This window comes from Nocardia sp. Root136 (assembly GCF_001427185.1).
GTDB lineage: Bacteria > Actinomycetota > Actinomycetes > Mycobacteriales > Mycobacteriaceae > Nocardia > Nocardia salmonicida.
In genome coordinates this window covers 171,193-184,453 of record NZ_LMFE01000014.1, presented here as the reverse complement: position 1 = coordinate 184,453, position 13,261 = coordinate 171,193, and the positions used below count along the sequence as shown (strand labels likewise).

At 68.9% G+C, this 13,261-nt stretch carries 15 protein-coding genes; 10 read left to right on the top strand and 5 right to left on the bottom strand.

The features are described from left to right. Positions 1-6: 6 nt before the first annotated feature. From ASD42_RS33165 to hisH, 5 genes are all read left to right on the top strand, one after another. Positions 7-1,581, top strand: a complete 1,575-nt coding sequence (locus ASD42_RS33165) for a serine/threonine-protein kinase (protein WP_435831792.1) — start codon at positions 7-9, stop codon at positions 1,579-1,581. A 130-nt stretch (positions 1,582-1,711) separates the two neighbouring features. Then, positions 1,712-3,049, top strand: a complete 1,338-nt coding sequence (hisD, locus tag ASD42_RS33160; protein WP_056824713.1) for a histidinol dehydrogenase — start codon at positions 1,712-1,714, stop codon at positions 3,047-3,049. Beyond that, a complete protein-coding gene (locus tag ASD42_RS33155) occupies positions 3,046-4,173 on the top strand; it encodes a histidinol-phosphate transaminase (RefSeq protein ID WP_056824711.1) in 1,128 nt (375 codons plus the stop codon). Before hisD ends, ASD42_RS33155 begins: the two co-directional genes overlap by 4 nt. Before the next feature lie 23 nt (positions 4,174-4,196). Further along, entirely contained in the window at positions 4,197-4,811 is a 615-nt protein-coding gene (gene hisB, locus ASD42_RS33150) for an imidazoleglycerol-phosphate dehydratase HisB (RefSeq protein WP_056824871.1), read from the top strand. Then, the gene (gene hisH, locus ASD42_RS33145) at positions 4,808-5,437 is read left to right on the top strand and encodes an imidazole glycerol phosphate synthase subunit HisH (protein WP_056824708.1); all 630 of its coding nucleotides are present in this window, start codon (positions 4,808-4,810) and stop codon (positions 5,435-5,437) included. The genes hisB and hisH overlap by 4 nt, the downstream gene beginning before the upstream one ends. A gap of 10 nt (positions 5,438-5,447) precedes the next feature. Here the strand turns inward: hisH and ASD42_RS33140 are convergent, their stop codons facing one another. Further along, the gene (locus ASD42_RS33140; RefSeq protein ID WP_056824705.1) at positions 5,448-6,689 is read right to left on the bottom strand and encodes a DUF2786 domain-containing protein; all 1,242 of its coding nucleotides are present in this window, start codon (positions 6,687-6,689) and stop codon (positions 5,448-5,450) included. A gap of 211 nt (positions 6,690-6,900) precedes the next feature. Between ASD42_RS33140 and ASD42_RS33135 the strand changes: the two genes are divergently transcribed. Then, the gene (locus ASD42_RS33135; protein ID WP_056824702.1) at positions 6,901-7,503 is read left to right on the top strand and encodes a maleylpyruvate isomerase family mycothiol-dependent enzyme; all 603 of its coding nucleotides are present in this window, start codon (positions 6,901-6,903) and stop codon (positions 7,501-7,503) included. Here ASD42_RS33135 and ASD42_RS33130 read toward each other — a convergent pair whose 3' ends face one another. Then, positions 7,504-8,112, bottom strand: coding sequence for a hypothetical protein (locus tag ASD42_RS33130; protein ID WP_156677666.1), 609 nt, complete (start codon positions 8,110-8,112; stop codon positions 7,504-7,506). It abuts the gene before it with no gap. Next, positions 8,109-8,285, bottom strand: coding sequence for a hypothetical protein (locus ASD42_RS34730; protein ID WP_235569921.1), 177 nt, complete (start codon positions 8,283-8,285; stop codon positions 8,109-8,111). The genes ASD42_RS33130 and ASD42_RS34730 overlap by 4 nt, the downstream gene beginning before the upstream one ends. Positions 8,286-8,468: 183 nt before the next feature. Between ASD42_RS34730 and priA the strand changes: the two genes are divergently transcribed. The 4 genes from priA (at position 8,469) to ASD42_RS33110 (ending at position 11,228) form a co-directional block, all read left to right on the top strand. Further along, positions 8,469-9,200, top strand: coding sequence for a bifunctional 1-(5-phosphoribosyl)-5-((5-phosphoribosylamino)methylideneamino)imidazole-4-carboxamide isomerase/phosphoribosylanthranilate isomerase PriA (gene priA / locus ASD42_RS33125; RefSeq protein ID WP_056824696.1), 732 nt, complete (start codon positions 8,469-8,471; stop codon positions 9,198-9,200). Between the two features lie 8 nt (positions 9,201-9,208). After that, complete coding sequence (locus tag ASD42_RS33120; RefSeq protein WP_056824693.1) at positions 9,209-10,030, top strand: inositol monophosphatase family protein; 822 nt, start codon at positions 9,209-9,211, stop codon at positions 10,028-10,030. A 5-nt stretch (positions 10,031-10,035) separates the two neighbouring features. Then, positions 10,036-10,851 carry an imidazole glycerol phosphate synthase subunit HisF gene (gene hisF / locus ASD42_RS33115; RefSeq protein WP_056824868.1) on the top strand — a complete coding sequence of 272 codons (816 nt, stop codon included), beginning with the start codon at positions 10,036-10,038 and terminating at the stop codon, positions 10,849-10,851. A gap of 80 nt (positions 10,852-10,931) precedes the next feature. Continuing rightward, the gene (locus ASD42_RS33110) at positions 10,932-11,228 is read left to right on the top strand and encodes a hypothetical protein (RefSeq protein WP_056824690.1); all 297 of its coding nucleotides are present in this window, start codon (positions 10,932-10,934) and stop codon (positions 11,226-11,228) included. Positions 11,229-11,235: 7 nt separating this feature from the next. Here ASD42_RS33110 and ASD42_RS33105 read toward each other — a convergent pair whose 3' ends face one another. Both ASD42_RS33105 and ASD42_RS33100 read right to left on the bottom strand, forming a co-directional pair. Continuing rightward, a complete protein-coding gene (locus ASD42_RS33105; RefSeq protein ID WP_056824687.1) occupies positions 11,236-12,393 on the bottom strand; it encodes an acyl-CoA dehydrogenase family protein in 1,158 nt (385 codons plus the stop codon). Between the two features lie 85 nt (positions 12,394-12,478). Further along, entirely contained in the window at positions 12,479-13,225 is a 747-nt protein-coding gene (locus tag ASD42_RS33100) for a hypothetical protein (protein ID WP_056824683.1), read from the bottom strand. Positions 13,226-13,261 lie beyond the last annotated feature (36 nt).

Here is a 13,261-nt window from a genome sequence, read left to right as displayed (position 1 = left end):
GTCACAATTTCGAGAAGGTTCGGAGTAGGCGCCATCGATACCGGTCAGAAGATCGCGGAGCATTACCGCCTGGTCGAGCGTATTGGTAGCGGCGGCACAGGCGTTGTATGGCGTGCTGTCGACGAACGCCTCCAACGCTCCGTGGCAGTGAAGCAGATCCACATCAAACCCAGCTTGCCCGAGGGCGAGCGGGATGTGTTGCGCCAGCGCGCGATTCGGGAGGCCCGCAATGCGGCGCGCTTCCAGCATCCCAATGCCATCGTGGTATTCGACATCACCGAGCACAACGGTGATCCGTGCCTGGTGATGGAGTACCTCAAGTCGGTCAGCCTCGCGGGGGAGCTGGGTCAGAAGGGCCCGCTGCCGCTGCTCGAGGTCGCCCGCATCGGTGAGAAGGTGGCTTCCTCCCTGATCGCCGCCCACCAGGCGGGTCTGGTGCACCGCGACGTGAAACCGGGCAATATCCTGCTCGGCGACCACGGTGAGGTGAAGATCACCGACTTCGGCATCTCCCGTGCGGCCGGCGACGTGACGCTCACCGAGACCGGGCTGATCTGCGGTACTGCCGCCTATCTGGCGCCCGAGGTGGCGCGCGGCTCCGATCCCACGCCCGCCGCCGACGTATTCGCCCTCGGCGCAACGCTTTTCCACGCGCTGGAAGGCGAACCGCCCTACGGCGCCAACGCCAACCCCCTCGCGGTGCTCTACGCCGCCGCCAACGGACAGGTGCGCGAGCCCCACAACGCGGGCCCGGCCACCGACTTCCTGCTCGACCTGCTCAGCCCGGACCCCCTCGACCGTCCGACGATGACCGAAGCCCGCGACGCGCTGGCCTCGTTCGCCGAGGACGAGAACGCGGTCCCCGCCGGATTCGTGCCTGCCAGTGAGGCTTTCAATCGTCGCAACTCCGCGGCGACCACCCAGGTGATCCGGCAGTCCGGTCGCCGGGCCTCCCACGCGGGCGCGTCCACGGCCACGACCCGCCAGATCCGCTCGAATCCGCGTCCGCAGGTCCGGCAGGACACCGCGGCGCACCCGCAGACCCAGGCTCATCCCATGCCCGCCCCGCGCAAGCAGGCAGGCAAGGGGCGTGCGGTGCTGATCGGATCCGGTGTCGGCGCGCTCGTCGCTGCGATCGCCGTCGCCGTCAGCGCGCTGAGCAGCTCCGATTCCGATTCACCGCGGGTGCAGGCGAGTCCGCCGACCTCGGTGCAGGCCTCGGCGGCTCCCAAGCCGAGCGCGGCGGTTCCGCCGCTCGGTCAGGCCGGCAATGTCGGGACGGTGGACATCGGTTCGGCCGGTCTGCTGGTCGAGAACTTCTTCAGCAACCCGGGCGGTTCGTGGTCGCTGCTCACCCCCGCCGCACAAGAGGTGTACGGGAGTGAGTCCGCGTTCCGCGAATACTGGAACGACCGCACTGTCGAGAACTTCGCCAGCATCACCGCGGTCAGCGGCAACAATGCCGACGGCTCCACGAATATGCGCCTGGCCAGCATCACCATCAACGGCTCGACGAAGGCCATGGTCATGCGCGTGGTGAGCTCGGGTGGCAGTCTGCGCATCGACGGAGACACCCGCTAGGTGGTACGTGCGACGGATCCGTAGGACGGGTCCGTCGCCTCGGCGGGATGTGGGTGGAAAAGCGATGGCGGGCGACCATTAGGCTGGTACCTGACCTGAGCCCCACCACAGAACAGGACCGTACCCCGATATGACTTCCCGCATCGAGCTCGCCCGCGTCGATCTGCGCGGTCGTACTCCTTCCGCTGCCGAGCTGCGCACCGCGCTGCCGCGCGGAGGGGTCGACGTGGACTCGGTGCTGCATCACGTGCGGCCGGTCGTCGAGGACATCCGCGATCGGGGCGCCGCGGCGGCGCTGGACTACAGCGAGAAGTTCGACGGTGTGCGGCCCGCCGTGGTGCGGGTGCCGGTCGGCGAGCTGACCAAGGCGCTGGCCGAGTTGGACCCGGCCGTGCGCGCCGCACTCGAGGTGGCGATCGAGCGGACCAGGAAGGTACACGCTGATCAGCGGCGCACCGACACGGTGACCGAGGTCGTGCCCGGCGGCACCGTCACCGAGAAGTGGCTGCCGGTGGAGCGGGTCGGGCTGTATGTGCCCGGCGGCAACGCGGTGTATCCGTCCTCGGTCGTGATGAACGTGGTGCCCGCGCAGGCCGCCGGTGTCGAATCGCTGGTGGTGGCCTCGCCGCCGCAGGCGCAGTTCGGCGGGCTGCCGCACCCGACGATCATGGCGGCCGCCGCGCTGCTCGGGGTCGACGAGGTGTGGGCTGTCGGTGGCGCGCAGGCGGTGGCATTGCTGTCGTACGGCGGTGTCGATACCGACGGTGGGGCGCTCGAGCCCGTCGATCTCATCACCGGCCCCGGCAATATCTATGTCACCGCGGCCAAGCGACTGTGCCGTGGGCTGGTCGGCATCGACGCCGAGGCGGGCCCGACCGAGATCGCGGTGCTGGCCGACGCCACGGCCGATCCGGTGCATGTGGCCGCTGATCTGATCAGCCAGGCCGAGCACGACGTGCTCGCGGCCAGTGTGCTCGTCACCGATTCCGTAGCGCTGGCCGACGCGGTCGACGCCGCGCTGAATGCTCAACTCGCCGTGGTCAAGCACAACGATCGCGTGCGGGAAGCGTTGAGCGGCAAGCAGTCCGGGACCGTGCTCGTCGACGACATCGCGCAGGGCCTTCGGGTGGTCGACGCCTATGCCGCCGAGCACCTCGAGATCCAGACCGTCGACGCCGCCGCGGTCGCCGCGCGGGTGCGCAGCGCGGGCGCGATCTTCGTCGGGCCGTGGGCGCCCGTCAGCCTGGGTGACTACTGTGCGGGCTCCAATCACGTGCTGCCGACCGCGGGTTGCGCGCGGCATTCCTCGGGGCTGAGCGTGCAGACGTTCCTGCGTGGCATCCACATCGTGGAGTACACCGAGGCGGCGTTGAAGGATGTGGCCGGACACGTTGTCGCCCTGGCCAATGCGGAGGATCTGCCCGCGCACGGTCAGGCTGTGCAGGCGCGTTTCGAGGCGCTGTCGTGAGCACTCCCACCGTGCCCGGCGCCTCGGCGACCCTGGACCAACTGCCGCTGCGCGACAACCTGCGGGGCAAATCGCCTTATGGCGCACCGCAATTGACGGTGCCCGTCCAGCTCAATACCAACGAGAACCCGCACCCGCCGAGCAAGGCGCTGATCGATGATGTCGCCGAATCGGTGCGGGCCGCCGCCGCGGACCTGCACCGGTACCCGGATCGCGACGCCGTCGCACTGCGTCACGACCTGGCCGAGTACCTGACCCGCCAGACCGGCGTCGCTGTCGACACCGCGAACGTGTGGGCGGCCAACGGCTCCAACGAGATTCTGCAGCAGCTGTTGCAGGCCTTCGGCGGGCCCGGCCGCAGCGCGCTGGGTTTCGTGCCGTCGTACTCGATGCACCCGATCATCTCGGAGGGCATCGACACCGAGTGGGTCGAGGCCAAGCGCAGCGGTGACTTCTCGCTCGACATCGACTACGCGGTGGCCCAGATCGTCGAACGCCGCCCGGATGTGGTGTTCGTGACGAGCCCGAACAACCCGACCGGGCACAGCATTCCGATCGACGAGCTCGAGCGGATTCTCGATGTCGCGCCCGGCATCGTCGTCGTGGACGAGGCCTATGGCGAGTTCTCGGCGGCTCCGAGCGCGATCACGTTGATCGACCGGTTCCCGACCAAGCTCGTGGTCACTCGGACCATGAGCAAGGCGTTCGCCTTCGCGGGTGGGCGCCTGGGTTACCTGGCCGCCTCGCCCGCGGTGATCGACGCGATTCTGTTGGTGCGGTTGCCGTATCACCTGTCGGTCGTCACCCAGGCCGCGGCGCGCGCCGCGCTGCGCCATGCCGACGAAACCCTCGGCAGCGTCGCGGAACTGGCGGCTCAGCGTGACCGGGTCGCCGCCGCGCTGGCGGCGGTCGGCTTCGACGTGATCCCCAGCGACGCCAACTTCGTGCTGTTCGGCCGGTTCACCGATGCGGGCGCGGCGTGGCAGCACTACCTCGACGCGGGCGTGCTGATCCGCGACGTCGGTATCCCCGGTTACCTGCGCGCCACCATCGGCCTGGCCGCCGAGAACGACGAATTCCTGCGCGTGAGCCGCGATATCGCGGGCACCGACCTTACTCACTGAATCCACCTGTGGAGGAACACATCATGAGCAGAACAGCGCGGGTGGAACGCGTCACCAAAGAGTCCTCGATTCTGGTGGAGCTGAACCTCGACGGCACCGGGCAGACCGAGATCTCCACCGGGGTGCCGTTCTACGACCACATGCTGACCGCACTGGGCGCGCACGCCGGGTTCGACCTGGTCGTGCGGGCAGAGGGCGACATCGAGATCGAAGCCCACCACACGGTCGAGGACACCGCGATCGTGCTGGGTCAGGCACTCGGCCAGGCGCTGGGCGACAAGAAGGGCATCCGCCGCTTCGGCGACGCGTTCATCCCGATGGACGAGACCCTCGCGCACGCCGCCGTCGACGTGTCCGGTCGCCCCTACTGCGTGTTCACCGGCGAGCCGGAACACCTGGTGCACACCATCATTCCCAGCGCGGGCCCCGGCGCCTCGTACTCGACCGTGCTCAACAAGCACGTCTTCGAGTCGATCGCGCAGAACGCCCGTATCGCCCTGCACGTGCGGGTGCTCTACGGCCGCGACCAGCACCACATCACCGAGGCCGAATTCAAGGCTGTCGCGCGGGCTCTGCGCGCCGCCGTCGAGATCGACCCGCGGGTCAGCGGTGTGCCGTCCACGAAGGGTGTGCTGTGAGATCCGTTGTTCTGCTCGACTACGGTTCCGGCAACCTGCACTCCGCCGAACGCGCGCTGGTGCGTGCGGGAGCGCAGGTAGAGGTCACCGCCGATCCGCAGGCCGCGTTGGCGGCCGACGGACTCGTCGTTCCCGGCGTCGGCGCGTACGCGGCCTGCATGGCCGGGCTGCTCGCGGTGCGCGGTGACCGGATCATCGGCCAGCGCCTCGCCGGTGGGCGTCCCGTGCTCGGCATCTGCGTCGGCATGCAGGTCATGTTCGACCGCGGCGTCGAGTTCGGCGTCGAGACCGAAGGCTGCGGCGAATGGCCCGGCACGGTCGCGGGCCTGGACGCCCCCGTCCTGCCGCACATGGGCTGGAACACGGTGAAGGCCCCCGCCGACAGCACCCTGTTCGCCGGCATGGACGCCGACACCCGCTTCTATTTCGTCCACTCCTACGCGGCCCAGCAGTGGGAACTGCCCGAGAACGAACACATCGCCTCCCCGAAGCTCACCTGGGCCGAGCACGGCGTGCCGTTCCTCGCCGCGGTAGAGAACGGGCCGCTGTCGGCTACTCAGTTCCACCCGGAGAAGTCCGGCGACGCGGGTGCGCAGCTGCTGCGCAACTGGATCGGCTCGCTGTAGCTCGAGCGGGTCAGGGTTTGTCGACGTCGGCTCGGTCGGCGGCTTCGGTGCCCGCGGTCCAGCCTTCGGCGCTGCGGATGGTGATGCCGCGGGTGCGGACGGTGGGGAAGTAGGCGTCGAAGGCTTTGTCCACTCGTTGCTGGTGGGTGGCCAGGACCGGGAGTAGGTGGGTGGGGTCGGGGGAGTCGGCGATGGTCGCTTCGGCGGCCTCGGCGAGGCGTTCGCCGATGCGGGTGGCGTAGGCGGTGAGGAAGGCCTTGCGGTAGTGGCGGGAGCGGGATTCCTCGGTGGCGGCGTTGTCGATCATGGTGCGGGTGGCTTGGACGAGCAGGGACGTCGACAGGATTTCCACGGCGTCGAGGTCGGGATCGTCGCCGACGATCGTGACGAAACCCCAGTCGGCGACGAAGATCGCGCGGGAGCGGTTGGCTCGGGTGACCATATCGATGAGCAGGGCTTTGGCGTCGGTGTAGGGGGTTTCGAGCCAGATACGGCGGGCGGCGGGGAGGTCGGGGTCGGTGCGCTGGGAATCGATCAGGGCACGGTCGATCGCGTACTTGGTCATGAGTTCCTGCGCCTTGGCGGACAGGGTTTCGGCTTCCTCGGCGAAGGACGTCGACTCGGCTTTGGCCAGGAGACCGCGGACTCGGCCGAGGGTTCTCTCGTCGACATGGTGGTGGGTGACGGTCTGCCCGCGGGTGCCGGGGAGGGGAACGATCTGCTCGAGTTTCGGGAGTTGGATGAGCAGGGACAGGGCGGTGAGGGCCGACTCGAGGGCCTCGTCGTCGGTGAGCAGTGCACGGTCGGCCCACTGGTGGAGGTGGGGGCGCTCGGCTGTCCACCACACCGTGGCGTCCAGTTCGTCCAGTTGGGACTGCCAGATCTCGTCGACCGACTCGGGCGTGAAGCCGACCCGGTGGTCGGCCAGCAGATCGGTCAGATAGCCGACCGCGAACTCGTCGACCCGCCTGCGCGCGGCCTCGTGCACATCCCTGGGCAACCAGCCGAACTCGAAGGCGCGGGCGATGATTCGTCGCGCGGCGAGCTGGACCCCGGCGGCCGACTCCGCGCCCGCTACCTGTTCGACGAACCTCGTGATCGCGATCTTGTCGCCCTGCGCGGCGAGGAAGGCGACGGTCGCGATCGCGTCGGCGACCTGCGACGGATCGCCCGACAACGCGGCATCGATCGGGAGTCCGGGAGCGGCTGTCGGCTTACGACCGGTCCGGCGCCGACGATTCTGCTTGGCCAAGGTATGCGCCGATCCTGTTCGTGGAGGTGAAAGCGGACAGCGGAGGAGAAGTTCGCGGCGTTCATTGTCGCGCATCGCCGCACGGTCGGCTTCGACGCGTCGGTCCAGGTCAGCCGCCCTGGACGGATCACGGATCGTAATCCCTCCTCACCCAGGAGAATCCGACCGTGGAAGGATTCGCCGAGACGGTCGGCCCGATTAAGGTGGCGGTATGAGTTATCGGGGGATGCTGGTCGACGAACGGGCCGAACTGGTCGAACTGCTGCGGGGTCTGACCGAGCAGGAATGGGAGACGCCGTCGCTGTGCGCGGGGTGGCGGGTTCGCGATGTTGTGGGACACCTGATGCAGGACACGCTGAGTCCGCTGAGCTACGCGGGGGTGGTGCTGAAGAGTCGCGGCTCGGTGAATCGCACCAATAATGCTCTCGCGCAGTCGTTCTCGGAGCTCTCGACCGAGCAGTTGGTGGACAAACTCGACAGGGAGTCGGGTCGGCTGTCGAAGTATTCGCCCCGGCTCATGCTCTCCGACCTCGTGGTCCATCACCAGGACATCCGACGCCCGCTGGGTCGTCCTCGCACCATTCCCGCCGACCGCCTCATCGCGGTCCTGTCCTACCCCGATCCCTTCGCCTTCCCCGGCAGATTCACCAAGGGCCTGCGTTTCGTCGCCACCGACGTGTCGTGGTCCTCGGGCAAGGGCCCGGAAGTGCGCGGCCCAGGCGAGGCCATCGCCCTGGCCGTGGTCGGCCGCACCGTCGCGCTCGACGATCTCACCGGCGACGGACTCCTCGAACTCCGCCGCCGCCTCGACTGACTACTTCAGCAGCGGGGAATCGAGTTCGTGCGCGAGCCAACGGCCCCATACATTGGTCAGCTTGACGTTGATGACCATGTTCAGGCGCTCGGGTTCGGGAGTGTTCGCGTTGGAACGGACCTGTGTCATCGTCACCAGAACGTCCGCGTTGAGGAAGTCGCCGCTCACCACGCCGCAGGTGATGTTTTCTACGGTGGAGCGAACCTCCGCTTGACGCATGGCTGCTGCCAGCGCGCCCCTGGACTCGGTGAACTCGGCATGGAATGCGCCCGTGCTCCGGGCGAGGACACGCTCGAAGTAGCCATCGAGGTCGTGTGCGTGGTCGTAGGTCGACACTTCACGGCCGAAATCGCAGCCCGCGAGCCGCGCCGCATCCGGGGCGTCCGCTGCCGCATTCGGCGCTACGATCACCGCCGCAATCGCGATCGAACCCAGCAAACTGCCCACTACACCTGTACGGAACACAATTTTCCTCTGATCGGTCCAGCCGACGCGGATCCGCGCGTCGCAACGAACTGTATCCAGGACCACCGACATGAGCTGTAATCGACGCCCGCTCAACAGGATTCGGTGCAGCAGCGGCGTTGTGGCGAAGGCCGGCCAGGTCAACGGCGCAGCGTGATCGCTGTATCAGTCCGCGACAGCTTGTCGGGATTGCGCACGGAGTAGAGCCCGGTGATCAGACCGTCGTCGACGCGCACCGCGAACACCGTGTCGATCGTGCCGTCGAGTCGCAGGATCAGGGCCGGGTGGCCGTTGTGCTGGGCCGGTTCGACGGTCATCGCGGCGCAGATCAACGCGGCCAACCGGCTCGGGGTGATCCTGCGTCAGCAGGGCGGCTCCTATGGGCCCGGCATGTTCGACGCCGCGGCCGACTGAGCGCGCACGGCGGGGTTCGCGTGACACGGGCCTCACCGCCGCGGACCGTTGCGGGAACGCGGACACAGACCTACTAGTCTGAATGGGTGAGTCTTGTGCTGTTGCCCGCTGTCGATGTCGCCAATGGTGAGGCCGTGCGCCTTGTGCAAGGGGAGGCCGGTAGCGAAACGAGCTATGGGTCGCCTCGGGACGCGGCGTTGGCGTGGCAGCAAGCGGGGGCCGAATGGGTGCATCTGGTCGATCTGGACGCGGCCTTCGGCAAGGGAAGCAATCGCGAACTGATCGCCCAGGTCGTCGGCGAGCTCGATGTGAAGGTCGAACTGTCCGGTGGTATCCGTGACGACGACTCGCTGAAGGCGGCGCTGGCGACCGGGTGCGCGCGGGTGAACATCGGCACCGCGGCGATCGAGAACCCGCAGTGGTGTGCCCGGGTACTCGGCGAATACGGCGACCGGATCGCGGTCGGGCTCGACGTCAAGCAGATCGACGGGCAGTGGCGCCTGCGCGGCCGCGGCTGGGTCACCGACGGCGGCGACCTGTGGGAGGTGCTCGAACGCCTCGAGCGTGACGGGTGCGCGCGCTATGTCGTCACCGACGTTTCCAAGGACGGCACGCTGACCGGGCCGAACCTGGAACTGCTGAGCGAGGTCGCCAACGCCGCCGAGGCGCCGGTGGTCGCCTCCGGCGGTATCTCGGTGCTCGACGACCTCGTCGCCATCGCGGGCCTGGCCGACGACGGTGTGGAGGGCGCGATCATCGGCAAGGCGTTGTACGCGGGCCGGTTCACGCTGCCGCAAGCGCTGGCCGCGGTGCGCTGACACCACTGATGACCGCCACGCCGAGCACTGCCGAACTGACCGACCTGCTGACCGTCGCCACCCAGATCCTGGACGGCGTGGTGCCGCGTTTCGTCGAAGGACTCGGCGCGCCGAGCGCGGTGACCAAGGGCCGCAACGACTTCGCCACCGAACTCGATCTCGAGCTGGAACGCACCATCTCCGCCGAACTCCAGCAACGCACCGGGATCGCGGTGCACGGCGAGGAATTCGGCGGGCCCGCGCTCACCTCGGGCACGGCCTGGGTGCTCGATCCGATCGACGGCACCTTCAACTACTCCTCCGGCCATCCCATGTCGGGCACGCTGCTGGCACTGGTGCACGAGGGCGAACCGGTGATCGGCCTGACCTGGCTGCCCATGCTCGGCCGCCGCTACGCCGCGGTGACCGGTGGGCCGGTGTACCTCGACGGTGTGGCGTTGCCGCCGCTGGCGCCGGGCAGGCTCGCCGACGCGATGATCGGCTTCGGCGCCTTCAACCTCGACTCGGCGGGCCGCATCCCCGGCCAGTTCCGGTTCGACCTGCTCGGTGCGCTGAGCCGGTTGTCCTCGCGGGTGCGGATGCACGGCGCGACCGGCATCGACCTGGCGTTCACCGCGTCCGGGGCGCTCGGCGGCGCGGTCGTGTTCGGGCACCATCCGTGGGACAACGCGGCCGGGGTCGCGCTGGTGCGCGCCGCGGGTGGCGTGGTCACCGACCTCGCCGGCGCGCCGTGGACCATCACCTCCGGTTCGGTGCTGGCCGCCGCGCCGGGCGTGCACGAGGAACTGCTGGAAATGATTTGCACCGTCAGCGAAGAAGAACGAGGGTGAACCGCATGACACCGCGCACCGACGAACGAGCGAGCACCACGGCGCCGAGCACCCTGGCGGTCCGCGTGATCCCGTGCCTTGACGTCGACGCGGGCCGTGTGGTCAAGGGCGTGAACTTCCAGAACCTGCGCGACGCGGGCGATCCGGTGGAACTGGCCGCGACCTACGACGCCCAGGGCGCCGACGAGCTGACCTTCCTCGACGTCACCGCCTCCACCGGCGACCGCGGCACCATGCTCGACGTGGTGACCCGCACCGCCGAACAGATCTTCATCCCGCTCACCGTCGGCGGCGGCGTGCGCACGGTCGAAGACGTCGACCGGCTGCTGCGCGCCGGCGCGGACAAGGTGTCGGTGAACACCGCCGCCATCGCGCGCCCGGAAGTGCTGTTCGAGATGTCGCAGCGCTTCGGCGCCCAGTGCATCGTGCTCTCGGTCGACGCGCGCACCGTGCCCGACGGTGCGCCCGACACCCCGTCCGGCTGGGAGGTCACCACCCACGGCGGCAAACGCGGCACCGGTATCGACGCCGTCGAATGGGCCATCCGCGGCGCCGAACTCGGCGTGGGCGAGATCCTGCTGAACTCGATGGACGCCGACGGCACCAAGGCCGGTTTCGATCTGCCGATGATCACGGCGGTGCGCGCGGCGGTGCGGGTGCCGGTGATCGCCAGCGGCGGGGCGGGCGCGGTCGAACACTTTCCGCCCGCCGTGCACGCCGGCGCCGACGCGGTGCTGGCCGCGAGCGTGTTCCACTTCGGCGACCTCACCATCGGTCAGGTGAAGGACGCGATGCGCGCGGACGGCATCACCGTTCGCTGACGCGAGCTCCGGCCGAATTCGCCGGACGCCGAGACTCTTCCGACGCTGGAATCACTGTGCGTCGATCGCGATGACTCGCGATGTCGACGGTTCCCGGTGTCGTCACCGCCGACGTCGCCGAGGCGCGCGACATCGCCGCGGCGAAAACCGCCTTCTACGACACGATTCCGTCCTATCAGCGTGTGGTCGCGCTCTCGGGCGCGCAGCGGGCCGCCGAACTGGTGGTGATCGGCGACGAGGAGACGGTCGCCGCACGGGTGGCCGACTACTTCGCCGCGGGCGCCACCGATGTGGTGTTCTCGCAGACCGAGCTGACCACGCCCGAAGACCAGCGGCGCACCTGGCGGCCGCTCGGTGAGCTGAACCGCGCCCGCTGACCCGGCCTCACAGGCCCATCTCGGCGGCGATGATCGTGCGAAGGACGTCGCTGGTGCCGCCCATGATGCGGTCGATCCGGTGGTCGGCGTAGAGGCGGGCGATGGGGGAGTCCGCGAGATAGCCGATGCCGCCGTGCAATTGGAGGCAACGGTCGATCACCCGCCCCGCCGACTCGGTGCAGAACAGTTTGGCCGAGGCCGCGTCGGCGGGAGTCAGGTCGCCGCGGTCGTGGGCGGCCAGCGCACGGTCGACGACCGACTCGACGGCATCGACCTCGGCGCGGCAGGCGGCCAGTTCGAACCCGGTGTTCTGGAAACTCGCCACCGAATGCGCTGACGCGGTGCGCTCGGTGGTGAAGCGGTGGGCGAATCGCACTGCCGCCCTAGCTTGCGCGTGGGCACCGACGGCGATGGTCAGACGTTCCCGTGGCAGCTGCGCGGCGAGATGGGCCTGGCCGCGGTGCGCCTGGCCTAGGCGATCACTCACCGGCACCCGCACATCGGTGAAGGTGAGTTCGGCTGTGTCGGAGACCTTTCGGCCGAGGGTGTCGAGCGCGCGGCCCACCCGGTAACCGGGCGCCGTGGCATCGACGACCAGCAGCGACAGGCCGTAGGAGGGGTCCGCGGAATTCGGGGACGCGGTGCGCGCGCACACGATGACGCGGTCGGCGTGTACCCCACCGATGACGAAGGTCTTCGAACCATTGAGCAGGTATTCGGTGCCGTCCAGCGACAACGGCGCGGTGGTGCGCATGCCGGCGGGCTCCGTGTCGGTCCCCGGTTCGGCGACCGCGAGCGCGAACATCATTTCACCGGTGACGAATCCCGGCAGCCAGCGCTGCCGCTGTTCGGCGGTCGCCAGCTCGTCGAGCAGCGGCAGACAGCGCGACACATGGGCGCTCGAACCACCGAAAGATACTGCGGCACGCGCGATCTCCTCGGCGAGCACCGCGCGGTAGCGGATCGACTCGAGGCCGGAGCCGCCGTACTCGACGGGCACCTCCAAGCCCAGGATCCCGAGTTCGCCCAGCCGGTAATAGAATTCGCGCGGCACCCGTCCCTCGTCGTACCACTTGCCGAAACTCGGCACGACTTCGTCCTCGATGAACGCGCGCATCGACGCCCGGAAGGCGCGGTGCTCGGCATCGAAAACTGTTCTGCGCATGAGATTCCTAACCGGCCGGTAACGGCCACGAGCCGGCCCGCCCGACGAGTTCATCGGGCAGGCCGGCGAGAACGGCGGTGGGAGACTACTTCGGCGGCGTGGGAACCGCGGGGTCCTTGCAGTACGCTCCGAGCTCGGCCGGGCACGGCGCGAGAATGGTGGAGAAGTACTGGTAGGCGGAGAAGACCGCCAGCGGGCCACCGACGGTGACCAGGCCGAGCATCGTGCCGACCGCGCCGAGCGTGGCCGCGCCGAGCACACAACCGGCCACCGTGGCGCCGACCCACGGCACCAGCAGCACGATCACCGGGCTGGCGATGGCCGCACCCGCGGCGCCGCCGACCAGGCAGCCGATGCCGCCGCCGACCACCGCGCCGACGATGGCCGCCACGGCGCCGCCGACGCCGAGGCGCTGGCTGAGCACGCCGAGCGCGGCTTGATCACGCGGGGTGAAGGACTCGGCGATCTGCTGCGCGGCCACATCCTGGGTGATCACGTTCGTGGCCGCGGCCACCGGTGCGCCGTTCTCCTTGGACGGTGTCAGGGTCGCGGTGCCGCCGTCGATGGTGGCCGCGATCGGGAACACCTTGTCGTCCATGCGGTAGGTCAGCGGCAGGGCGGCGACCGGGGTGTCGGCGCCGGTGGTGAGCAGCAGCTGGCCGTCGACGATGTGCAGTTTGCCGTCGGTGGACAGCACCGCGGAGTCACCCTGCCTGCTCACCTCGTAGCGCACCTCGGTCTGCGGTGCCGGATCGGCGTTACCGGTCCCGGTGCTGACGCACAGCGCCAGCGCGGTCATGGCCGCCGTGGCCAGAGTGGTTGACAACTTCATATTCGGATCCTCATCGTTCGGATATTTCGAAAAGCC

Excerpts from the sequence above, each read along its gene's own strand:
- hisD (WP_056824713.1), top strand. The coding sequence starts at position 1,712 with ATGACTTCCCGCATCGAGCTCGCCCGCGTCGATCTGCGCGGTCGTACT.
- hisB (WP_056824871.1), top strand. The coding sequence starts at position 4,197 with ATGAGCAGAACAGCGCGGGTGGAACGCGTCACCAAAGAGTCCTCGATT.
- ASD42_RS33135 (WP_056824702.1), top strand. The coding sequence starts at position 6,901 with ATGAGTTATCGGGGGATGCTGGTCGACGAACGGGCCGAACTGGTCGAA.
- ASD42_RS34730 (WP_235569921.1), bottom strand. The coding sequence starts at position 8,285 with ATGACCGTCGAACCGGCCCAGCACAACGGCCACCCGGCCCTGATCCTG.
- ASD42_RS33120 (WP_056824693.1), top strand. The coding sequence starts at position 9,209 with ATGACCGCCACGCCGAGCACTGCCGAACTGACCGACCTGCTGACCGTC.
- hisF (WP_056824868.1), top strand. The coding sequence starts at position 10,036 with ATGACACCGCGCACCGACGAACGAGCGAGCACCACGGCGCCGAGCACC.
- ASD42_RS33110 (WP_056824690.1), top strand. The coding sequence starts at position 10,932 with ATGTCGACGGTTCCCGGTGTCGTCACCGCCGACGTCGCCGAGGCGCGC.
- ASD42_RS33105 (WP_056824687.1), bottom strand. The coding sequence starts at position 12,393 with ATGCGCAGAACAGTTTTCGATGCCGAGCACCGCGCCTTCCGGGCGTCG.
- ASD42_RS33100 (WP_056824683.1), bottom strand. The coding sequence starts at position 13,225 with ATGAAGTTGTCAACCACTCTGGCCACGGCGGCCATGACCGCGCTGGCG.